We start from the raw sequence: 22,434 nt of genomic DNA on the forward strand, positions 1-22,434 counted from the left end.
TAAGGTGGGCCTGGTCATGTGTCATCTCTTTTTTTAGATTAGTTTACTGAAATGACACAGAATTTTGAACACTACCGGCGGGGGCTCAGTAGAAACGATCCTTAAACGATCATGCGGTTTCATGCAGCATAGTCATGCAATAGTATCTTCTTTCGCACTTTCTGGAGCTGAGTAGTCGTCAAATAAGCCATATATCTCTGTATCAAATAGCGAAATAGCCTCAACCTGATCCATTGGTATCACGTGTCGAAAATGTTGCAAGTTCAACCCTCGCTCATGTTGATTATCAGCAATACCTTTTTCCAGATACAGCTCATAATACCGATGCTGCTCATGGAAACGGAGTGTATCCTTGTCGCGATACCCACTAATGTAAGGGATGATTGCTAAATGTTGAGTTTGGCTATGTTCAATTCGAGGCGCGGCTACATATCCTATGTAAACCTTCCGCGATTTTAATGTGACAAAAATCAGCTTATCCTCATCAATTGCCTGTACTAAAAGCGACTCAACTCCGTCCATTGCAGCCATTTCACGATAAGCGGCCTGGCGGGCTTCCTCATTTATAATCGCTTTTTTTGCTAAATCGCCCGCGACATAAGCTATAAGGCTTGCAGCAACCATCGAAAAAACAAAAAACACTGGATACGAAAGGATGGTCTTATCAGTCAGCCAGGAATAAAGGTCTTGTGTTTTATAAGAAGCTGAAAACAAATGAGGAATAGAGCTCAAAAGGCTGACAACAAGCAGAGCCAGATAAAAAAAAGTAATTAATCCAAACCCTTGGATTACAAACTTACATCCATGCATTGCTACATAGAAGTATGAGGTCCAGCCATTAGTCCGTGCATGACGTATACGGGACTGGTAGTGATTCTCTGTGTACCAAAATCCACATACGAGGACCACCATGATAATTAAGGGTCCCATAGATATCCTTAACGTTTAGCTGCAAGCTCCCGCATTCTGGCTTGCATCGACTCCCGAACCTGCTTGTTATCCATGTTCAGAACCGCATTCCCATTAGCATCAGTTGTGATTTTGCTATTGTTGGATTGCTCAATATCCTTCCGTGTAACGCCCTGCATCCACCGACCAGGCGTTGTGATGAGTTTTCCAAAAATTTTAGTCATATAACCTCCTCACTGTGTCTGCATAAAAATGCCATTATGATGGTTTTGAAGCAGAACAGTACAGAGCTGCAAGCATCTTATGGAATCGTTTATTTACCCCATTTCTACTTCTACGACAACAAAAAATGTTCATAATTCAATCTAAGTTGCCTGTAAAACTACATATAGTAGTTATAAAATCGGTAAAACACTAAACGCCTAACGCCTTTCATTGCCCGTTGTTCAAGCTTGTGGATGTTAAAACCTGCTTTATGATCCACAAGGTCCGCAACTATCAGCAACTAATTGTCTTATCTGGCCTGCAGGCAACCCCCCATCCAGTTTTACCCTCTCAGCTTAAGCTTAAGCTTAACGCCATTAACTTTACCGCTGAAAAAATAAATTACTGTTTTATAAAATAAATGAACACCCACGCCCCCCTCCTTTCAATTAACTCAGGCGCCCCTCAATTATTGATGTCCATCGACCTGGCGTACTCATGGTAGCGGATCTTAGCCATCAGCTCGTCAGTCAGCTCTGACATCCACTGGTTCGCCAGCCGCTTTTCTTCTTCGCTGCACTCACTGGCGGCTACGAGTTTGATAAAAAAATCAATGCGCTGGAGCTTTATCGATTCAAAAAGATAATCCTGCATTGTTTCTCTCCTGTCCCTGGGAAGATAGTCCTAACCCTGGCTTTTGCGAAGCAATTCACAAATACCTCGCTTAATAGTACTGTTTATACATGCAGTATAATGTGTATTTCTCTATGTAAAATACTTTCTGCCATTAAACGGATCTGCACGACAATATTTGAAAAAGTTGAAAATATGAAAACAGCGTTATCAGTACCACTGTCGCCATTTATCATCTTCCTGCAGACGCTGATTGCGATAGAAGATCCGCAGTCCTGATCCGGATGGAATACTGCCACCCCGCAGCAACAAATCGATCTCTTTTTCATTGCCATCAAATCCCCGGACTCTCAGCTCACGTTCAAGCTGAAGACGCAACTGCTCACTGATTTGCTGTTTATAGCCCCTTCGCTGTACTGGTTTCACTTGCCGTAATCTGATTTTTAATGCCTTAAGCTCTTTCCGGCTCATATTTTCTAAATCCGGCAAAGGTTCCGCCGTTCCTCCGGCAGGCTGGTACCGTGAGGAATGTTGAAATTTTCCTACCCGGGGACAGTTATTGCCACGAGTCCAAGGGGCGCAAGCGCCCTGGTCGGCTGTCGCCTCCTGAACGTCAACGGCCTTACGGACCTTTTTCCACTTCACCGCATGTGTGCAAATCCTGCCCTCTGCAATTCTCAGCTCACGTTCAGGCTGAAGACGCTGCTGCTCACTGATTTCCTGTTTATAGCCCTTTCGCTGTACTGGTTTCACTTGCCGTAATCTGATTTTTAATGCTTTAAGCTCTTTCCGGCTCATATTTTCTAAGTCCGGCAAAGGTTCCGCCGTTCCTCCGGCAGGCTGGTACCCTGAGGAATGCTGAAATTTTCCTACCCGGGGACAGTTATTGCCACGAGTCCGGGAGAAAGGCTTTACGCTGCATGATAGCGATGGGCTTTTTCTGATCGTTAAAATATCAGATAAGAAGCGGTGGCACTTTCGCGGTCAGCAAATAATAACCGTACAAATATTAGTCCTGGCTCCTGCCCTTCTCTGACACTTGCTACCGCACGTCAGATAGGTGATCAGCATTGACGGGTAAGATCAGATCTCTGTGATCAGATCAGAACAATTTATCAATAAATCTGTGGTTACGGGCAGCAAAACCTTATCTTCTATTAACTCAGCCACCAGCCACTAAGTTGCGGTAATCGATGACTGACTGATTCTGGCTCTGCCTGGCGAATTCTATTATTCACTGCGGAACATTATGTTTATCTCTGTCAGCACATTTACGGGCAAAAATCATACAAAAAACCTGCCAACAGCACCAGTAGTTAAATCAATGTAAAGTAATGTATGTAATTCTGTTGAATATTCATTGGTTTTATATAAACTCACCAAACCAGAAACATTTCGATTACATAAAAACAATGAATAAAAAACATTACAATAAAGCTCTGAAGGCAGCATTAGTCCCTGTATTGCTTGCCAGTTGTATCTGCTATGCAAATGAAAGTGTGCCATTAGCCAGGCCACCGGTAAAACTGCCGGTCCAGACCTTACTGGTTGGCTCCTGGACAGGACAGACAACCGGGGATGGTGTGCAAAAAGCCATTTATCCGGGTCAGGGAATTTACACCCTGCGCCTGAATTCAGATGGCAGTTTACTGCCCGTCGGGGTGTTAAAACAATCCAGCCCTTCCTGGATTGTTTTCAGCAATAATCAGCAATTCGCTTATACCACCAATGAAAACGAAGCGGGCACCGTGACTGCATTGCGCACCGGTAAAGACGGAAAGCTCACCACCATTAACACGGTTGACAGCGCTGGCGCTTATCCGACACATGCTACCATTACTCACGACGGTAAATATTTACTGGTCGCAAATTATTCCGTAAATCCCGGACATGCCGGTATCACTATCTTTCCCATCGAAAGTAACGGCGGGCTGGGTAAATTTATCCAGCATGTACCTTTTACCGAAGGTTCTCATGTTATCGCGGATCGTCAGGCAAGCGCACATGCCCATTCCGTCAATATAAGTCCTGACGGGAAAATGCTTTTTGTTGCTGATCTGGGCAATGATACTGTGCATGCATTTAAATATCATGCCAATAATAAAGAGCCTTTCACGGCCGCCCCGCAATTTAATCTGTACTTTGCTCCGGGTGAAGGACCACGGCATATGACATTCTCCGCAGATGGTAAATTCGCTTATGTCAGTACCGAGATGTCCGCCAGAGTACACGTTTACCAAGCAGATCATGATAAACTTACAGAAATACAGGTTGTCGATCTGACTGACAGCAAGGATCCTAACGATAAAGGGGGTGCCGGGATATTATTCAGCCCTGACCATAAATTCCTGTACGTGGGAGACCGTCGCCATGACAATACGATTGTTGTGTATAAAGTTAACCAGGACACAGGGAAACTTTCTCTGAGTAACCGCTTTTCCTCCGGTGGGATAGAGCCACGGGCATTTGCTTTCGATAAAACAGGGCAATATATTCTTGTCGCCAATCTGTTTTCAAATAATGTCGTAGAATTACGCCGCGATATTGATACCGGAGCCCTGACTGAGACCGGGGTTACTGTGCAAATTGGAACGCCAACAGATATCAAATTTATTAATTAATCTCTGATTTTCTGCCGGTAAATTTATTTAATACAGTAGCAATCACCGGGACAGCTTCCATATACGGAGGCTGTCTTTTATTTCGACAGTAAAACAGAGGTACGGCCACTGGATATCGCGTCGTCAGCGATAGTTTTATTCTTCAGCCATTAATCTGTACAGCTATCACCACAGGTCATTATTCCGATTCTCTGTCACCACTAGCTTTCCCTGTCTCCTGCGGGATAAGGGCTATCCATCAGGCGGGATAATGACTATCCGCTTTAATGATGAAATTTTTCCTGCGGACCCCAATAATACATCATGATCACGGGTTAACTGCCAGTCAGCGTATTCTTTCGTCAGGGATACTCTTTGAAAATATTATGTTTTCTCTTTAAAACACCCATTTTTTGTGGTGTGGTACGCTAAAATAAAAATCGGTACACTGCCGGAAAAACCAGCCTGCCCCCGATAATACACCATAAAAACCCTGATAAAAAATGTCATGTTTTGCCTGTTTACTTATCAGATTCGATCATGTCCACGCAAAAATTTCCACGCAGTAAACATGAAATATTTATGAAATTAAAATGACACATTAAACAAGTAATGTCCCGGTTACCATAAAATGTAAGAATAAGAAAATATGATTAAAAAAATATTAATCCCCGTGATCGCCGGAGTCGGGTTTATCGTCATATCAGACAGAGCGCTGGCATTAGAGATCGACTACAAACATAAGTATGAAGATATTTCCAGACAACACACAGATGAATTCATCGTATCCCATAACTTTTCATCCGGACTGGGGGTTTCTGCGAAACTAAAATTTCATCCGGAACAACAATCCAATGGCGATGCAGGTAACTTTTTTGACCACAGAAAACTTAATGAGAAAGAGTTTAAGATTAAATATACTCAGCCGTTCACAAAACAGCTCAGTATTGAACCCGGCATGGTCTATGGAATAAAAGAAGAAGATAAAAAATATAAACCATCGATAAAACTTAAATACCGTATTTCTGATAATACCCGAATTTCATTTCGCTACCGGAAAGAAATAACTGATCGCCGGAATAAACCGATAAAAAAAACGGACCGGATTGACAGTGAAATAACACAAAAAGTTGAAAACTTTCAGTTCAGCTATACCATGATTTGGTATAACAGCAACGAAACGCTTTATAATAATAAACATCAAAATATCGAGCATAAAATTGAAGTCGGATATCAGCTGACAAAACATTTAGTACCTTATATCGGGGTGAAAAATCTGGCAGTATCGAAAAAAAGTGCTGATCGTCAGACTGAATTCATTACCGGCATCTCTTACAAATTTTAATCCGCAGGAATAACCCCAATGAAACCGTTACTGATACTCAATCTTCTGCTGGCAAGTCTGAGCCTTATCCTGTCCCCCTTTTCCAGCGCAGCCCGTCAGGTTAGTGACCGCTATCAGCTGGAAAAAGTCGTTATGCTTATCCGCCATGGTGTACGGGCCCCCACCGATACTCCCGCTCTGAATAAGGCAACCGGGAAAATATGGCCACAGTGGAACGTACCCGATGGTTTTTTAACCGGCCATGGCTACGCAGGCATACTCGCCCAGGGATCCTATCAGCTCACTCAATGGCGGGAACTCGGGCTGCCACTGGCGAGTCATGCAGGGTGCCCGGCAGCAGATCAGGTATGGTTGTGGGCAGCCCCCGACCAGCGGACTAAAGCGACCGGAGCTGCATTACTGGATGGTATGTTTCCCGGTTGCGGGATGGTGGTACATTCCACAACCGGCAAACATGATCCATTGTTTGATACGATGGCAATGGGGATAGCCCGGCCGGATGAAAATAAAGTTATACAACAGGTAAAAGAAAGGCTTGGTTCACCGGCACAGGCCAGAACCACCTATGCTAATGCCGTTACTGACTTACGCAAGGCGGTATGTCACACGGACGAAAAAAGCTGCAAATTTCCTGATAGCGACTGGGGCGTCGAAATAAATAATAAAGGAAAAGTAAAATTAACCGGTCCGGTTGCCGGGGGGGCTGCAATCGGTGAGACGATTCGTCTGCAATATAGCGAAAACCTGCCGTTATCACAGGTCGCTTTTGGTCATGCCCGGAATGCGCAACAGGTCAGTAACCTGATGGCATTACATGCTGCAAAATATGACCTTCTCAGCGACACACCCGAATATGCCAGTCACGGTGGCTCATTATTAATGCGTCAGTTAGTCGCGGCTATTACCGCCCGCAGTCAGAGCCCGTCCCCTTTAACAGAAAAACCCTATCTGCAAAGCCCGCTGGTTATTATGGTCGGTCATGATACTAATATCGCACAGATCCAAACGATGCTCGGCTTTAACTGGCAATTGCCCGGATATCCTCACAATGATATTCCCCCCGGCGGCAGCCTGATTACAGAACGTTATCTGGATAAAAAAACCGGAGAACACTTTATTCATTTAATCTTTGCTGCCAGAACATTAGATCAGTGGCGGCGTCTTTCTCCGTTAAATGCCCGTAACCCGTTACCGGTTGCTGAATTTAAAAATCCCGACTGTCATGAAACTTCCGTTGGTGAACTCTGTCCGATAAAAACTTTTGTCCGGCTGGCAGAGAAGAATCTGGTGAACGACGGGAATAACCTTCCGGTTTTTGAGTAAGTATCGCCTGGCGATCTGAGTAATATTTATCAGCGTATTGCCCGTTGTCGCCGATAATCGATACGCGACTCAGTGAATAAATTTTCAGCCCGCGTTTGCGCCCACTGCGATGGCATCAGCACTGTGTCACCAATCTACCTGCCAGCCAGTCCCGCTGCCAGAGTAGCCAGTGCTGATACCCCCGGCTACTCTGTTTCACCCGGTTCACTGAGCGGTTTACCGCAGGTATCGCCCGTAATCATGCCAATAAACTCGCCGGTAGCCAGCGTATAATTACCCCGCCAGCACGCCATTAACTGCTGACACAGGAGGCGTGCCCCCCGTCCACCGGTCCTGGATAGCACCGTCCGGTGGCTGAAAGATCCCGCGACTGATTCAGAAGGAAGCGAGCAAAATATAATTAATCTTCTGTTTTTTCTGATAAATACTCTTAACGGTTTAGTTAAAAACCACACTCCCCAAAGGTATTTTTTTCGGTATAATCGGCTACTTATTTATCAACCTGCCCGCTTTTACAGTATCGAGATCTGTTTATTGCTAAGAATAGCGGCTGAATTAAAGGCTAATGCCGCATGAAAATCCCGAACCGTATCCAGCCCCTTGTCGATGACGGACTTATCGACAGCGTTTTACAACGCCTGAAAAGCGGTAAAGAGGCTGACGTCTACACCGTGTTATGTGGCGACGAGGTTCGCTGTGCCAAAGTATATAAAGAAGCCACACAGCGCAGTTTCAGGCAGGCAGTGCATTATCAGGAAGGCCGGAAAGTACGTAATTCACGTAACGCCCGGGCAATGCAGAAAGGATCTAAATTCGGCCGCAAACAGCAGGAAGAATCCTGGCAAAGCGCAGAAGTGGATGCTCTGTTCAGGCTGGATAATGCCGGTGTGCGGGTACCCCGGCCCTTCCTGTGTATTGACGGTGTATTATTAATGGAACTGGTAACCGATGCCGGAGGCGCCGTTGCACCGCGTCTCAGTGAAGTCACCCTCAGCGAAACACAGGCAATCAGCGGTTTTAATACCTTGCTGAAAAATATCGTCCGTATGCTGTGTGCCGGTATTGTTCACGGCGATTTATCAGAATTTAACGTGTTACAGGATGCACAGGGGCCGGTCATTATTGACCTGCCACAGGCGGTGGATGCGGCAGCCAATAACCATGCCGAAGCAATGTTCAGACGCGATGTGAATAATATTACCGCTTACTACGCTCAGTTCGCCCCGCAACTGGATAATACCGCCTACGCCAAAGAAATCTGGCAGTTATATCAGGAAGGCAAACTAACCCCGCAAACGCCGTTAAGCGGGGTATTTATCGAGCAGGAACATCAGGTCGATATGGATTCGCTGCTGGATGAAATTACGACTGCCGAAGATGAATATTATCAGCGCCTGCGCGCCAGCCAGCAGCGCGATCAGCAAGACTGAGTTCCCTGCAGAACCCGAAAGGCAGTTTCCCCCGGTGGATATCAGGCAGGAATATAACCTGCCGCGGACTGTGACCAGAATTGCTGTAACAGACTGGCGACCAGGGGAAGTTCTGTGACGCCCTCACGCCCTAAAAAATGACCACTGTCGGGAATACCGTAAAAAGGGGCCGCCAGTTGCTGGCTCAGCCGTAACGAAAACGCCGCAGGAACAATAGTATCGTTCAGTGAAGCGATCACTGCCCGCTGTCTGACGTTACTGATTATCCGATGGTTATCAACCGGTTGCCGGACAAAATCTGCTAACATTTCCAGGCCGGGAACCGCCTCACTGAATCCGGAGACCAGAATCATACCTCCGGTGACAGCCTGCGGATAACGCTGATTCAGATAATTCAACAGAGTGATGCAGCCGAGGCTGTGTCCGACCAGCCAGGTATTTTCATCCGGCTCACCGACCACACTTTCGAGGCTTTCCAGCCAGTGTGAAAGCTGCGGACTGTGCGATTCCGGGAGCTGCGGGGCCTCAGTCACCACCCCCGCCTGTTCTGCCACCTGCTGTAACCACGGGAACCAGTGGTGTTCAGGGGCAGCCATAAATCCGTGTACAATAAACAACCGCGGGACCGTCATTGCGTTATCCTCTGTATCACTTTGATTCTCCTGACCAACAGAATATCTGCGGCCACAGTTTGTCCCTGCAAACCGGTTTCCGCAACCATCAAATCCGGCAAAACAAACCACGCTGGCGGCATAAGCCATATCAGCGCCCGGCCATACGGATCGTCAGCATAAGAGACGGACGGGATCCCACCCCGGGAAAATGATCACCGGCGATCACCTGGATTACCTGAGAAGTAAACGCTCACGCTTTCCGGAATGCATAAAGCAGAATAACGGGACCGGCAGAGTCACCAGCAATAATACCCAGACCAGTGTATAGACGGCATCCACACCATCGTTTTGCAAATTAGTATATAACTTAACCGGCATTCCCTGCGGAAAATAGGCAAAAATCATCACAATGCCAAATTCACCAACCGCACGTACCCAGGCCAGAGAAACAGCCGAAGCCAGCCCTGAAGCTGATAACGGCAGGACCAGATAGCGAAAACGCTGGAATGGTCTGGCCCCCAGCGTCTGCCCAGCTTCCAGTATTTCACGCGGAACGGCACTGAACGCCGAACGGGCGGTGACAATAAAATACGGCAGCCCGCCATAAATTTGCGCCACCATAAAAGCCGCCGGATTATTGACCAGCATCCATCCGAAAGCAGATAACCACTGGCCCGGTAAGCTGTAAGGACCCAGTGCAGAGATAAGTAAAATTCCCATTGCCAGCGGAGGAGTCATCAGTGGCAGTAATACCACTAACTCAACCCCTCGTCTCAGCAGGCCTTCCGTCGACGAATTTGCCAGCCACCAGGCAACCGGCAGACCCGCCAGTATAATAAAAATCAGCGACAACAACCCGTAACCGACAGAGACCAGCACCGCATCGCTGTCACCGTAGGCCAGCGAAAAATCATGCCATGGGGTCATACCAAACAACGTCACAAAAGGCAGTGCCAGCATCACTAATGCCGGCACTGTGAGTAAGGGTAATAACCTGAATCGTGATCTCATTGTTGTTGGTACAGACCTTTCCCTTTAGGCGCGGAATAACCACTGTCACGGAACAGTTTCTGTCCCTGCGGAGTCAGCATAAAGTCGACAAATTTTTGTCCCCGGGCCACACCATTAGGGGCATTTTTCAGTACTGCGGCGTAGTACACCAGCGGCTGAGTATGCAGGACTTTATCCTGCCCTTTACTGTCTTTAATAGTGAAACTGACAGTGTTGTACCACTGCTGCTCCATCTGCGGATTACTGAGGTTTATTTGGTCCGGGAATGACAGATAGGGCAGCCCGGCAGAAATCACTTCACTTTCGTAACCTGCCGCTGCATCAATCTGGCCGCTTTCCAGCCGGGTCAGCAACCCGCCTTCCAGATGAACCTGACGAGGATTTTGTGGTGAGCCCATAATCTGTTCTGCAATGCCGGGCTGACGATAATATTTCTCAGCCAGCAACAGACTAAAAACGATGTTTTGTCCTTTAGGGTCCAGGTAAGGATCTGTGCGGCCAAACTGTAATCCGGGGGTGGTCATTACCTGTAACCAACTGCCGTCATGACGGGTGCCGGCCTCCGCAAACTGCGCGGCATACTTACTTTTCGGATTATAAGCAATCACCATACTGGTACTGGCAACCGGAACCGCGGTCTCGATGAGTCCGGCGTCTTTCAGTATCTGCATCGGGCCGGGGGTGATGGAAACAAAAACATCCGCCTCAATTTTATGGCTGGCCAGCAGGCGGGCCATGCCATAAGCCCCCTGTCCCTGTCCCTGATATGTCCCCTTCTGCTGACTGGCAAACGCCGGACCAAGTTCCTGGTCCATCACTTTTCCCATCGATCCGGCATAGGTCACGCGAATGTTGTCCGATGCCAGTACCGGCATACTGACAGACAGTGCAACTAAAATCGTACAAAGGCCCCTGGACATTATTTTCAACTCCTTTCGATATGTAAAAAAATACATAGCGATTATCCGGAGATATAAATACCAACACAACGAATTATTGCCGGTTTTCTGTCCGTTTTGCAGCACAGATCAATTCAGTGGCCGTGGGTACTGCCGATATGTTTACCAGTCAGTACCGGTAGTTCCGTCTGAGGGTGTTCCAGTTCTTTCAGAATACCGCAATCCCGGGTTGGCAGACTGTCACAGCAGGAGGCCTGTAATTCACTGAGCTGATTCTCTAATACCGACAGTTCGGCAATCCGCTCCCGTACATGGGACAAATGTTCATTCACCAGTTGATTAATTACCGTGCAATCAGCTTCCGGCTGGGCACGTGCCTGTAACAGCTGTTTGATCTCATCCTGCGCCATATCCAGCGCCCGGCAACGGCGGATAAACAGTAAAGTATCCAGATGCTGCTGATCGTAGTAACGGTAATTATTATTCTGGTCACGCAGTGCTTCCGGCAGTAATCCTTCTTTCTCGTAGTAGCGAATAGTCCCGACACTGCATAACGACTGCCGGGCCAGTTCTCCTATCTTCATTTTATCTCCTCACCTCTTGACCCTGTAGTGACTGCAGGGTTTTTACTATAACGACCAGGGTATACCTAGCGGAACAAACAATGAACAGTCACGAAAAAAATAACAACTTACTTCAGCCCCGTAAAATACCGTCTGCGACAGGAAAAATTTCTGCTGTCAGCCCTCTTTCTGCCGGGAAACAACATACCGGTGACCATCAGCACTGCTGCACCGCGGCAGAGCCGGTACTGGATGCCCTGCCACAAGGGAAAAACACCGGTCGCGGTACTATCACGGCCATCCGTATTATGCAGATGGATTGTCCGGTCGAAGAAAATCTGATTACCGGAAAACTCTCGGCCATGCCCGGGGTCGTCAGCCTGCAGTTTGATTTGATGCAAAGGATACTGACGGTGACTCACCGCCAGGAGATACTGGACGATATTTTACAGGCTATCCGTTCTCTCGGTTTTGAGCCGGAATTACCCGGTAAGAATACCGCCAGCAGTATCGTGCCCCCGCCCCCTGTCCGATACTGGCCGCTGATCACCGCCATAGTACTGGCATTCGCAGCCGAATCCCTGAGCTGGCTGCAATTTCCCGGCTGGTTACAGGCACTCTGTGCCCTGGCCGCCGTGTTACTGGCAGGGATTAAGACCTATAAAAAAGGCTGGATCGCCATTAAAAACCTCAATCTGAATATCAATGCCCTGATGAGCGTTGCAGTCACCGGGGCATTATTGTTACAGCAATGGCCGGAAGCCGCGATGGTAATGGTGCTGTTTAATATTGCTGAAATGATTGAGGCGAAAGCACTCGACCGGGCGAGAAACGCTATTGACACTCTATTAAAACTGGCCCCGGAGTGGATGAATGTCCGCCAGGCAGATAATAGCTGGAAACCAATGCAGCCGGCGGATGTGCCCCTTTCGGCGATAGTACGGGTGAAACCCGGCGAAAAAATAGGGCTGGACGGCATTATCGTGCGGGGAAACTCGACCGTGAACCAGTCAGCAATTACCGGAGAAAGCCTGCCGGTAGAAAAGAAAACAGATGATCAGGTCTTCGCCGGCACACTGAATGAGTCGGGCAGTTTCGAATATCAGGTCACCTCTGTGGCACAGAATACCACCCTCGCGAAAATCATCCGTTCGGTGGAGTCAGCACGGGCCAGTAAAGCCCCGACACAGCGTTTTGTCGATCAGTTTGCCCGGATTTATACACCGGTTATCTTTTTGCTGGCATTCGCTGTGGCTATCCTGCCGCCACTGTTCTTCGGCCTGCCATGGACGCCGTGGATTTATAACGCTCTGGTAATGCTGGTGATTGCCTGTCCTTGTGCGCTGGTTATTTCCACCCCGGTGACACTGGTCAGCAGCCTGACGGCTGCGGCACGTATGGGCATACTGATTAAAGGGGGCGTTTACCTTGAGCAAGGGAAAAAACTGCAATGGCTGGCACTGGATAAAACCGGTACCCTGACACAGGGTAAACCGGAAGTGACCGATGTGATCACCCCTGGCATGCTGACTCCTGAACAGGCACAGGCGATAGCCGGCAGTTTATCCGCCTATTCTGATCATCCGGTCTCTGAGGCCGTCACCAGGCACAGTGAGGGGGTGACTCCGTTAACCGTGAATGATTTTACCTCTGTCACCGGCCAGGGGATCACCGGGATCATTAATAACGAAGAATACTGGCTGGGAAATCGCCGTTTACTTCAGGCACGGGGCGTGGAGCTACTGGATACAGAAGAGCGTTATATTGCTCTGGAGAAACAGGGAAAAACGCTGGTATTTTTAGGTCACAGAACCGGTTTACTGGCCGTTTTCGCCCTGGCTGACACGGTGAAACTGACCAGTAAACAGGCAATTGATGAGCTGCATCAGCTGGGAGTAAAAACTCTGCTGCTGTCAGGAGATAACCCGTTTGCTGTCTCCGAAATAGCCCGTCAGGTCGGTATTGACCAGGCAAAAGCACAACAACTGCCGGACGATAAACTGCGGGCGATAGAGGAATACAGCCGCCGGGGCGTCACAGGTATGGCTGGCGACGGGATTAACGACACCCCGGCCCTGGCCCGGGCGGATATTGGTTTTGCGATGGGTATTGCCGGCACCGATACTGCTATCGAAACTGCTGATGTGGCCTTGATGGACGATGATCTACGTAAAATTCCGATGTTTGTTCGCTTATCGCGTAAAAACAGCCAGATCCTGACACAGAATATTTCTCTGTCGCTGGCTATTAAGCTGGTATTTCTGGTTATGACCCTGTTCGGGGCAGGAACGCTGTGGATGGCGGTTTTTGCTGATGTCGGTGCCAGTCTGCTGGTGGTCGCTAACGGATTAAGGATCCTGCGTTACTCCGCCAATGCCTGATCCGGTCATCGCTGTTATCCCCGGACCGGTGCATTCAGTGGGTGACAATGGCCGGTCCCCTGTCACAAACCGCTATTATAGCGCGTTACCGCGCCCTGTATTAGCTCCCGGATCTGATCTGGCAGCTGCCGGGGATTTATCCGGGGTCCGGTCAGACCATATCTGGCTTAAATTGCCCGCCATCCGGATCGGTTTACTGCACTATAAAACGTTGTGCGCACTGATAAATAAATTAAACACCAGCTCCGGATCTTATTTTCACTCTTCCTTCAGTTTAATTTATCAACCGAACCGGCGTTTTCCAGCGCGGTGTGCGCTCTGTCCGTAAACCGCTTTTATTTTGATACCTGCTGTTTTATTTCAGCATAACGGACTGTCAGTTGTTTCAGGTGCATTTCAAGCTGAGACCGGGCAGCAACAGGTAAAGGTTCTCCTGAAGGGTTTTGTGACAGCACCCGCAGTTGCTCTTCAGCCGGTATCGCTTGATTAAATGACTGCATAGTGGAAAAAACGACTGATTTCAGCTCACTGACTGTCATATATTTTCCCTTCTGTTGATCCAGCCTGTTCAGCCGGTCACTCAGTTTTTGTAACGTTGTCATTCCCTGATACCAGCCATTAAGCTGCGCCGCTGGTAAGGTGGTCGCCGCAAATTGTTGCTGCCAGCGTGATGCCATCGGTTTAGCCTGCTCAGGCCACAGGATACTGGCCTGCTTAATCAACTGACGACTGTAGTCAATATTCCAGTCGGGTGACATCTTATCCAGCCGGACAAGTTGCTGCTGTGTTTGTGTTATCAGCGTTTGTGATGACGGACGTTGCTGACGTAACACATCCAGTTGTTCAGGGGTGAGAGGTAAAGGTAACGGAGCCAGTGAAGCCACAAGCTGAGCCTGTAGCGGGTCTGACTGGCGGAGATATTGCCAGCTCCATACAGCGACGCTACTGATCACCAGCATAGTAAACATACCGGCAGCGAAAGATTTCCATTTATTTACCGGAGCGAGCATTGCCGGCTGCTGCTCCGGTGGCATGACGTACACCCACTTCATCACACCGTCTGGTTTGTCTTCATCAGAATAACCCGCAGGGCCACCCGAGGCTGCCGCCATATCATTAATCACGGTCGCAGGTAATACGATGCCGGGCTGAATGGCCGGCCCGGGGCTGGTTATACCAGCACTGTTTTCCAGCCGGACAGCGCTGTTGTGTATCAAAGCACGCAGAGTATCCAGCTTAAGCTCCGGGTGCTGCAGCTTTTCTCCCAGACTTATCAGCAGTTGTTCAGCCCGGTACAGCTGACTAAGGTCGCGGTAGTTAAACGGGAGCGAGCGTATCCGCTGTTGCAGACGCTGACTCAGGCTGCGGAGGATGTCCATTCGGGCATGGGCAGGCCGCGGCCAAAGCACATCCCACTGATGACTAATCAGCGCCTCCAGTATCACGAGTCCTTCATTAAGCCCGAAGATACCGGCCCGTTGCATACGGGCCAGTGTGTACCAGGCCGCTGTCTGTAGTTCCACCCCGTTCATCTCAAACAGTGAGAGACAACGTTTTTCGACGTAATGCCAGTCGACATCCGGACGTGCCGGATGTGTCAGCTTACTCAGTTCATCACGCAGGGAGATATAATCCGTTAGCATACGCGGATCGCCACCGGTTTTAATTTTTCGCGAAGTAATGTCATTCATGACCTGATATCCATTTGAAGTAGCCGGCACTGTGGAGAGGATTATTGTGCCGGTTTATGGCGTTGCTGATACTGGCATACCACAGTCTCTGGCTGGCTAAAACCAGCCCGGAAAATGTACGCTGATCAACCCCCTGTCCGGACGGGATAATGTACCCGCAAAGGTCCGGTCGCTTACTGTTTATGACCACATATAAACGCCGGGGTGACGTCACAGACTATTTGACGGCAGAGCCGTGACGGGGAAGTAAACGGATCCATATTCAGTCCGCTACCCGCCAGTCACGCGTCCATCTGCGCCCGCCGCTGTATGATTCACCGATGAAACTCTGCAATACCAGTCTTATAGTTACTGATCGCTGCCACGGTGGTCTGTCGGCGAGCTTTTACTGACAGAGTGTTAACTGGCCTTAGATACGGGGGATGGTATCCGGGTACTGCTGTTGCTTCAGGTGTCTTAACACCACGCGTCCCGCGGGCATAAATTCGGTACCATAACGAACCAAACCAACCTCTCTGAGTTCAGCGTCAATGGCATAGCGCAGTTCGCCGGGAACGTTCTGCTCCAGCAGTACAACACTTATTTTTTTCAGCCGTGGTTCATATTTAAGCAGAACAGCCGACAGGATACCCATCAGTTCATGGGCTGTTCCCGGCATGCCCTGCAGGATTCTGGTCATATCCGGCAGGCCATAGTCAGGCAGATGTTTTAGCGTGCCGGTGCGGCAATTGAGGATACGCTGCATATTGTCGAGCACTGACAATATGACCTGGTCCTGTTCGCTGACCTGATACACGTCGAGCCCGCCGGTGAAATTGCCGTAGAGAATTTCATACAGCGAAGGGGGATTCTGAGTCATAATTAACCTCCTTTATATGCCAATTACATTCTATCCACTCAGTATTAATATTGCTTTTGCGGTATCGGCCAGAACAGCATGCGTCGTACCTGGACATCTGTTTTGATGCTCATCATAGTTCACGTCCTGTGGTTATCTGATGTTCTGTCCGGGATTCAATAAACACTCCTGCTATCGCTGTTCCAGAAAATATTCCGATTCATCCGGAATAATACCGTCACAATAACGTGTATCTTCCCAGACCAGTCGCCAGTGCACATCCCGGTAGCAGACCGGGTCATCGGTTATCAGTATTTCAGTGGCGCTTTCCATTAATACATCATAATAAATCTGAAGCGGTGCCTTCATTCCGCGGATAAAATAATTATAGGCACCGAGGTTTTTAAACCCGCGGATACCTTCTTTAAACACCAGGAATTTACGGTCATATATTATTTCCACCGGTTCCCAGATACCGTCACAGGGCACCGCATCGTCAGTTTTTATAATAATATCGCTGCGCTCCGGCACGGGCGGAAGGTGTTCAGGAAAGACCGGATAGGATAAATGAGTTAAGTTGTAGATATATTTATTGGGAGCCAGCAGAGTCTCTGCATCGAAAAAATTGCAGACATTATCGTGCGGCGGATACAGCAGGTTATCTCCCCGGAACTCTGCCGCAACCCGCCACTGATTAATTTCCTCTATTTCCGGGGGATAGGGTTCCCGCTGCCCTCCTCGTTCATCATGGCAGGGATAATAAAAATAAGTTCTGATTAAACTCACGGGCCGATAAAGCTGGTGAAATACTCCTGACTGACGCTGCCATACCTGCCGGTTGCCCGCTGCCAGTTCCGGCAGTCCTTTATCGTAAAGGCGCAGGGCGTCATAAATCCAGATAATAGCCTCTGGATCAAAACCATTGGTTTTCTCTTCCGGCCAGGTTTTCAGCGCCTGTTCATATTTTTCAGTAAAACACGCCCAGGCATCCCGCTTACGCTGCCACAGGGTATAGCTGCTCAGCCGTTGCAACAGCCAGAACAGTCTGCGACGCACCTGTTCATCACTCATCGGGTATTTGGTTTTTTTGATGCTCATCATAGTTCACGTCCTGTGGCTGTCTGATGTTCCGCACGGGATTCAATAAACACTCCTGCTATCGCTGTTCCAGAAAATATTCCGATTCATCCGGAATAATACCGTCACAATAACGCGTATCTTCCCAGACCAGTCGCCAGTGCACATCCCGGTAGCAGACCGGGTCATCGGTTATCAGTATTTCAGTGGCGCTTTCCATTAATACATCATAATAAATCTGAAGCGGTGCCTTCATTCCGCGGATAAAATAATTATAGGCACCGAGGTTTTTAAACCCGCGGATACCTTCTTTAAACACCAGGAATTTACGGTCATATATAATTTCCACCGGTTCCCAGATACCGTCACAGGGCACCGCATCGTCGGTTTTTATAATAATATCGCTGCGCTCCGGCACGGGCGGAAGGTGTTCAGGAAAGACCGGATAAATCAGCGCTTTCAGGTTATAGCAGTAATTATCAGGCTCTAACAAATATTCAGCATCAAAAAAGTTACAGACATTATCGTGCGGCGGATACAGCAGGTTATCTCCCCGGAACTCTGCCGCAACCCGCCACTGATTAATTTCCTCTATTTCCGGGGGATAGGGTTCCCGCTGCCCTCCTCGTTCATCATGGCAGGGATAATAAAAATATTTATCAATAAGATCTACGGGTCGCGCAAGCTGATGAAATACTCCTGACTGACGCTGCCATACCTGCCGGTTGCCCGCTGCCAGTTCCGGCAGTCCTTTCTCGTAAAGGCGTAATGCTTCATATGCCCTGATAATACTCTTCGGGTGGAAACCCTTTGTAATCTCCTCCGGCCAGGTTTTCAGCGCCTGTTCATATTTTTCAGTAAAGCATGCCCAGGCATCCCGCTTGCGCTGCCACAGACTGTAGCTGCTCAGCCGTTGCAACAGCCAGAACAGTCTGCGACGCACCTGTTCATCACTCATCGGGTATTTGGTTTTTTTGATGCTCATCATAGTTCACGTCCTGTGGTTATCTGATGTTCCGCACGGGCGGCATTAATCATTATTCGGCCATTCGCTTTACTGCGCAGCTCATCGTCATGCAGTTTTCGCGTATATGTGGCATAAGGCGGCGCTATCCCCTCAGGTTTGCTGTAACCGTGTAGGCCTTCCGCCTCTTTCCAGTCTGTCGGATAAAACTCCGCTTTTACGCCATTAATATCAGTGCTGACCGGTAGTCCGGTCGCTTTGACCTGCTCACCGATACGGTTAAGCTCTGTTTTCAGCATTTCATCCAGCACCGCTGACAGCTGCCGCCACTCCTTTGCACTGCCCGGGACTTTCCGGTAACCCCAGAATCCCCCGGCAGCACGGGAGCCACCGGGCGTTGTCGCCAGCGCAGTCTCATTGCCGAAAGCGCGAAAAATTGTACTACCCGCCATTTCCCTGGCGCTTTTGGCGGTAATTTCACCACTGAAAGATGCAATATTCGTAAATACCTGCTTATCCCCAAATGCCGGGCTCTTACCTTTATGCCCCAGTAAATCCGGGTAGCTTTTTTTTGAATATTTCAGCCGCAGTCTGTCTTCATGAAGTTTCTCAGCATGAAGACTCGGGTAACGGGTCCCCTTTTTCGGCGCTTCCCTTAAAGGACGCTCGATAAGGTACGCCTCCGCTTCACGGTAAACAGCAGCTCGTCCGGAGCTCTTTCCTAGCTCCAGAATGTCACCTTTATAGACCATTGCCTGCAGCACTCTCAGCTTTGTATTCAGTTCCTGCAGCGCCGGCGGGATCATCCGTCCGCCCATATCCCGCAGAATGACAAAACCTTTTGCCAGCGAGCGAAGCTGCACGAACCATTTATCCGGTAAGGCTCGTCCCAGTGCCGAACCGAGGATTGTATGGGTTACCGTTATCATGGTGTTACAGAACACACCAAATTTATCCAGCAGCACAGTCTGGTGAGACTGGAGATCCAGTGCCTTCAGCCATTTCGGTGCATCCCCTTCACCGACACGATTCAGAAACCTGACCATATCACTGAGCGTTTCCACATTTTCCGCCGCCTTTGTTGTGACCCGCAGGCACAGACGTCCGACGCCTTTAATAACACCGCCAATCACCGGGATCAGTGCAAACAGCAGAATCACCAGAAACACCCATTCAGTGGTACTTTCCCGCTTTTTAGGTTCATTGATTAAGCCAATCGATACTGCCAGTAAATCACGCACCGCAGTGATATCCCCCACCAGGGGAACCATGCCTATCGCGGCATCGGTAATAATCTGCCCGATAGTCTGCTTTTCATTAAATGCTCCCTGCAGGGTGCCCCAAATCCACTGACTGGTTTCCAGACTGGTCTGTTTAAACCAGGCGGTGGTGCTGATATCACTCATAATTCACTCCCTGTGTAACGGGTAATCAGGTCTCCGGCCTGACCTGTATTTATCGCCTGAAGCTGGTAACGCGGGTTATCCTCAGGTAGCTTACGGGAAAAGCTACGGCTGTCTGCCCCCAATTCAACCCTGACCGGCCCCTCAGGTACATCATCAAGGTGCAGGTAACCAGCGCCATCCAGATTGCCGGTACGTACTGAACCGTCCGCCAGGGTTGCGGTAAACGGCGCACCGACCACCGGCGCGTCATCATGGTAAAGGTACTGCATCAGTGCATCAGCCGGATTTCTTACCGGCCCGGCAAGCCATGGTAAATCCGGGGTCTGATCTGCTGAACGAAGTTTCAGCGTGCGTCTTATATTGCGGGTGAAGGTATGTAGCGTCCCGTACTCTATCCCCCACGCTTCAATCTTCACGTAGCTGCCACCGCCAATCAGCGTTACCTTCTTCTTTCCGGCGAACAGCATGTCGCCCATACTACTGATACTTAATTTCTGTGCTGCACTCATCTGCAAAGCACCATTCTGTGCCTGAATCTGTACCGGTCCCTGGCCGGAGATAAGGCTCAGCTTACCGTTCCGTGAAAAAAATCCGAGAGCCTGCTCTGCCAGCAACGCCGTATTATCCCGCGAACCGGTACTTATATCCCCGCCAGTATTGATGCCGATATTATCCGTCGCGGCGAATTGCAGGTGTTCACCGCTGCTAACCGCTATGCCCTCAGGTGCCGTGAAATGAATCACTTCATTCAGAGGTTTTAGTCGCTCATTGAACATCGCTATCTGGCTGGCTAAATCCGCTTCCAGCGCCAGCGCCTGCCGTTCCGCATCCGCCAGCAGGGCCAGCCGTTGACGCCCCATATCAATTTCTCGCAGGGCTTCCTCCATGCTCAGCACATCGCCTTCGGCTTTGGCCTGGCCTGCGACTGTCACCAATAGTCCCTTCGCCACCCGGATGACTCCGTACTCATCGGTGCGCAGCTCAAACCCGGTGCCGCGCGGTTGATTCTGCGTATCCACGATATGGCCCTGGTTCAGCGCGGTGGCGCCGAACGGCGTGCTGAGCGTAATATGCTCTGCCTGCCGCTGGTCCTCCATTCGCAGCTCGTTATCCCCTGCGGTGCGCAGAATGTTCTGGCTGCGGTTATTGCGGGTCACCACATCCGGATGTTCAGAGTCATGGTGCGCATAAGCGATATACGGGCGATCCGGGTCACCGCCGTCAAAGGCAATCCCCACTTCGGTGCCGCCAATCAGCGGTGTGTGCCAGCCATACGTTTCTCCGGCATAGGGTTTCGCCTGGCGTATCCACAAGTAGTTATAGCCGGGGCCGGCATCTTCACGGCTGAAGTCCAGCCTCACCCGGTAGCGCCCCTGTTCATCCAGATGGGCATACAGGGCATTTTTCTCATCGCTTTCGACGCGGGCGGTCAGCGTCCCGGCGATCAGCGGGCGCGGCACTGGCTGTGGTCTGAAGCAAAACTGCTCGCTGCAGGGCATGCCCCACACGGAGACCTGCAGACGGGTGTCACGAGCCGCGCGGAAGGTGGCAAGCGTAATCACCATTCCCTCTTTCAGCTCCGGCACCTCAGTGTTCCCGGTGTCCAGTACCATGCCCGGCGTCAGGTGGCTGGCGTTGCTGAACAGGTGCAGACGAATAGCGTTATTCAGCGCATATTCATGGTGTATCCGGGCATAACAGGCGCCGCTTTCGGTTTCCGGTTCAGAAGTGGTGTTATCACCGGCTTCGCGGTAAGGCACCAGGTAGCGGTAGTGTTCGCCAGTGGTGGCAACCCCGGTTCTGACGTCTGCAGTCGTCTCCATTGGTGTGCCGGCGGTGCGATAATTGTAATCCCGGGTGGTAACGCTGCCGGTGACGGTGTGATGCCACACCCGTGCCCCCCACACCGCTTCAACCGCGCCGTCATACAGTGCGGAGGGATCACGGTACGGCAGCTGCACACCAAACTGATACTGTCGCTGGCTATCGGCAAAGGTCACCGTATCCAGCCGGTGGTGAGGTTGACGCCTGTGCGAAACCAGATGCCGTCTTCAGCCAGAATGCGCTGAATAAACTGCAGGTCCGTTTCACGCCACTGGGTGATAAGCTCACGGACCGGGTAAACGCGTTCCAGGCGGAACTCAAAATCTGACGCTTCCAGCCCGTGGCTGCGCAGTATCTGCTCCACCAGTTCCGGCACCGCGACATTCTGCCAGACAGCACAGCGGCGGGAATAAGCCAGCAAAGACAGACGCGACGAGATTGTCACGGCAAAATGGCTCTGATCTGCCGTCTCTTTCAGGTATTCAAAACCGGTGATGATGCCCTGAACCACCCTGCCGCTGTGCATACGGAGGGTGGCATATTTCAGCATCGTATCCTGACGACTGATAGCGAGCTGTGGCGTGGTGAACTCAATCCGCCATTCGAACGGTTCGCTCAGTGCTTCCCGCCCGTGAAAGTTCAGCACATCGGGTTTCAGCAGGCTGTCATTAATCTCAAGCGTATATCGGGTCGGCCCGTTATCCTGCGGGGTGTCCATATGC

The 22,434-nt window shown here is 49.8% G+C and carries 16 protein-coding genes and 4 pseudogenes; 6 read left to right on the forward strand and 14 right to left on the reverse strand.

The window, feature by feature from the left end; translation table 11 throughout:
* Positions 1–132 precede the first annotated feature (132 nt).
* The 4 genes and pseudogenes from JK211_RS11760 to JK211_RS11775 form a co-directional block, all read right to left on the reverse strand.
* Entirely contained in the window at positions 133–930 is a 798-nt protein-coding gene (locus tag JK211_RS11760) for a hypothetical protein (RefSeq protein WP_212708874.1), read from the reverse strand.
* Between the two features lie 8 nt (positions 931–938).
* Positions 939–1,133: a hypothetical protein gene (locus tag JK211_RS11765; RefSeq protein WP_212708875.1), complete on the reverse strand. Its 195-nt coding sequence runs from the start codon at positions 1,131–1,133 to the stop codon at positions 939–941.
* A 445-nt stretch (positions 1,134–1,578) separates the two neighbouring features.
* Positions 1,579–1,767 (reverse strand): hypothetical protein, encoded by a 189-nt coding sequence (locus JK211_RS11770; protein WP_212708876.1) that lies wholly within the window; start codon positions 1,765–1,767, stop codon positions 1,579–1,581.
* A gap of 189 nt (positions 1,768–1,956) precedes the next feature.
* Positions 1,957–2,421: pseudogene (locus tag JK211_RS11775) on the reverse strand (replication endonuclease); the annotation flags it as partial.
* A 211-nt stretch (positions 2,422–2,632) separates the two neighbouring features.
* On the opposite strand from JK211_RS11775, the pseudogene JK211_RS16915 reads away from it, so the two are divergent.
* From JK211_RS16915 to JK211_RS11795, 5 genes and pseudogenes are all read left to right on the forward strand, one after another.
* A pseudogene (locus JK211_RS16915) lies at positions 2,633–2,817 on the forward strand (Arm DNA-binding domain-containing protein); the annotation flags it as partial.
* A 341-nt stretch (positions 2,818–3,158) separates the two neighbouring features.
* Positions 3,159–4,367, forward strand: a complete 1,209-nt coding sequence (locus JK211_RS11780) for a lactonase family protein (protein WP_212708877.1) — start codon at positions 3,159–3,161, stop codon at positions 4,365–4,367.
* 628 nt (positions 4,368–4,995) lie between these two features.
* On the forward strand, positions 4,996–5,691 hold the full coding sequence (locus JK211_RS11785) for an oligogalacturonate-specific porin KdgM family protein (RefSeq protein ID WP_212708878.1): 696 nt from the start codon (positions 4,996–4,998) through the stop codon (positions 5,689–5,691).
* A gap of 18 nt (positions 5,692–5,709) precedes the next feature.
* Complete coding sequence (locus JK211_RS11790; protein ID WP_212708879.1) at positions 5,710–7,014, forward strand: histidine-type phosphatase; 1,305 nt, start codon at positions 5,710–5,712, stop codon at positions 7,012–7,014.
* A 572-nt stretch (positions 7,015–7,586) separates the two neighbouring features.
* Positions 7,587–8,444 (forward strand): PA4780 family RIO1-like protein kinase, encoded by an 858-nt coding sequence (locus JK211_RS11795; RefSeq protein ID WP_212708880.1) that lies wholly within the window; start codon positions 7,587–7,589, stop codon positions 8,442–8,444.
* A gap of 41 nt (positions 8,445–8,485) precedes the next feature.
* On the opposite strand, the gene JK211_RS11800 is transcribed toward JK211_RS11795, so the two are convergent.
* The 4 genes from JK211_RS11800 to cadR form a co-directional block, all read right to left on the reverse strand.
* On the reverse strand, positions 8,486–9,205 hold the full coding sequence (locus JK211_RS11800; RefSeq protein WP_212708881.1) for an alpha/beta hydrolase: 720 nt from the start codon (positions 9,203–9,205) through the stop codon (positions 8,486–8,488).
* 84 nt (positions 9,206–9,289) lie between these two features.
* Entirely contained in the window at positions 9,290–10,069 is a 780-nt protein-coding gene (locus tag JK211_RS11805) for a molybdenum ABC transporter permease (RefSeq protein ID WP_212708882.1), read from the reverse strand.
* Entirely contained in the window at positions 10,066–10,989 is a 924-nt protein-coding gene (locus tag JK211_RS11810; RefSeq protein WP_212708883.1) for an extracellular solute-binding protein, read from the reverse strand. The genes JK211_RS11805 and JK211_RS11810 overlap by 4 nt, the downstream gene beginning before the upstream one ends.
* A gap of 113 nt (positions 10,990–11,102) precedes the next feature.
* Positions 11,103–11,552 carry a Cd(II)/Pb(II)-responsive transcriptional regulator gene (gene cadR / locus JK211_RS11815; protein ID WP_212708884.1) on the reverse strand — a complete coding sequence of 150 codons (450 nt, stop codon included), beginning with the start codon at positions 11,550–11,552 and terminating at the stop codon, positions 11,103–11,105.
* Positions 11,553–11,632: 80 nt separating this feature from the next.
* Between cadR and JK211_RS11820 the strand changes: the two genes are divergently transcribed.
* Positions 11,633–13,912 (forward strand): cation-translocating P-type ATPase, encoded by a 2,280-nt coding sequence (locus JK211_RS11820; protein ID WP_249213792.1) that lies wholly within the window; start codon positions 11,633–11,635, stop codon positions 13,910–13,912.
* A gap of 335 nt (positions 13,913–14,247) precedes the next feature.
* Here JK211_RS11820 and JK211_RS11825 read toward each other — a convergent pair whose 3' ends face one another.
* The 6 genes and pseudogenes from JK211_RS11825 to JK211_RS11850 form a co-directional block, all read right to left on the reverse strand.
* Complete coding sequence (locus JK211_RS11825; RefSeq protein WP_212708885.1) at positions 14,248–15,603, reverse strand: VasL domain-containing protein; 1,356 nt, start codon at positions 15,601–15,603, stop codon at positions 14,248–14,250.
* Positions 15,604–16,012: 409 nt separating this feature from the next.
* Positions 16,013–16,462 carry a type VI secretion system baseplate subunit TssE gene (gene tssE, locus JK211_RS11830; protein WP_212708886.1) on the reverse strand — a complete coding sequence of 150 codons (450 nt, stop codon included), beginning with the start codon at positions 16,460–16,462 and terminating at the stop codon, positions 16,013–16,015.
* 171 nt (positions 16,463–16,633) lie between these two features.
* Positions 16,634–17,542 (reverse strand): Imm72 family immunity protein, encoded by a 909-nt coding sequence (locus JK211_RS11835; RefSeq protein ID WP_212708887.1) that lies wholly within the window; start codon positions 17,540–17,542, stop codon positions 16,634–16,636.
* Positions 17,543–17,606: 64 nt separating this feature from the next.
* Positions 17,607–18,503: pseudogene (locus JK211_RS11840) on the reverse strand (Imm72 family immunity protein); the annotation flags it as partial.
* Entirely contained in the window at positions 18,503–19,888 is a 1,386-nt protein-coding gene (locus tag JK211_RS11845) for a hypothetical protein (protein ID WP_212708889.1), read from the reverse strand. The gene JK211_RS11845 and the pseudogene JK211_RS11840, both read right to left, overlap by 1 nt.
* A pseudogene (locus JK211_RS11850) lies at positions 19,885–22,430 on the reverse strand (type VI secretion system Vgr family protein). Before JK211_RS11850 ends, JK211_RS11845 begins: the two are co-directional and overlap by 4 nt.
* Positions 22,431–22,434 lie beyond the last annotated feature (4 nt).

It is taken from the genome of Tatumella sp. JGM130, assembly GCF_018257525.1.
Classification (GTDB): Bacteria; Pseudomonadota; Gammaproteobacteria; order Enterobacterales; family Enterobacteriaceae; genus Tatumella; species Tatumella punctata.

What these genes read in the sequence shown, in the direction of transcription:
- JK211_RS11760 (WP_212708874.1), bottom strand. Translation starts at nt 930, where the DNA reads ATGGGACCCTTAATTATCATGGTGGTCCTCGTATGTGGATTTTGGTAC.
- JK211_RS11765 (WP_212708875.1), bottom strand. Translation starts at nt 1,133, where the DNA reads ATGACTAAAATTTTTGGAAAACTCATCACAACGCCTGGTCGGTGGATG.
- JK211_RS11770 (WP_212708876.1), bottom strand. Translation starts at nt 1,767, where the DNA reads ATGCAGGATTATCTTTTTGAATCGATAAAGCTCCAGCGCATTGATTTT.
- JK211_RS11780 (WP_212708877.1), top strand. Translation starts at nt 3,159, where the DNA reads ATGAATAAAAAACATTACAATAAAGCTCTGAAGGCAGCATTAGTCCCT.
- JK211_RS11785 (WP_212708878.1), top strand. Translation starts at nt 4,996, where the DNA reads ATGATTAAAAAAATATTAATCCCCGTGATCGCCGGAGTCGGGTTTATC.
- JK211_RS11790 (WP_212708879.1), top strand. Translation starts at nt 5,710, where the DNA reads ATGAAACCGTTACTGATACTCAATCTTCTGCTGGCAAGTCTGAGCCTT.
- JK211_RS11795 (WP_212708880.1), top strand. Translation starts at nt 7,587, where the DNA reads ATGAAAATCCCGAACCGTATCCAGCCCCTTGTCGATGACGGACTTATC.
- JK211_RS11800 (WP_212708881.1), bottom strand. Translation starts at nt 9,205, where the DNA reads ATGGCTTATGCCGCCAGCGTGGTTTGTTTTGCCGGATTTGATGGTTGC.
- JK211_RS11805 (WP_212708882.1), bottom strand. Translation starts at nt 10,069, where the DNA reads ATGAGATCACGATTCAGGTTATTACCCTTACTCACAGTGCCGGCATTA.
- JK211_RS11810 (WP_212708883.1), bottom strand. Translation starts at nt 10,989, where the DNA reads ATGTCCAGGGGCCTTTGTACGATTTTAGTTGCACTGTCTGTCAGTATG.
- cadR (WP_212708884.1), bottom strand. Translation starts at nt 11,552, where the DNA reads ATGAAGATAGGAGAACTGGCCCGGCAGTCGTTATGCAGTGTCGGGACT.
- JK211_RS11820 (WP_249213792.1), top strand. Translation starts at nt 11,633, where the DNA reads ATGAACAGTCACGAAAAAAATAACAACTTACTTCAGCCCCGTAAAATA.
- JK211_RS11825 (WP_212708885.1), bottom strand. Translation starts at nt 15,603, where the DNA reads ATGAATGACATTACTTCGCGAAAAATTAAAACCGGTGGCGATCCGCGT.
- tssE (WP_212708886.1), bottom strand. Translation starts at nt 16,462, where the DNA reads ATGACTCAGAATCCCCCTTCGCTGTATGAAATTCTCTACGGCAATTTC.
- JK211_RS11835 (WP_212708887.1), bottom strand. Translation starts at nt 17,542, where the DNA reads ATGATGAGCATCAAAAAAACCAAATACCCGATGAGTGATGAACAGGTG.
- JK211_RS11845 (WP_212708889.1), bottom strand. Translation starts at nt 19,888, where the DNA reads ATGAGTGATATCAGCACCACCGCCTGGTTTAAACAGACCAGTCTGGAA.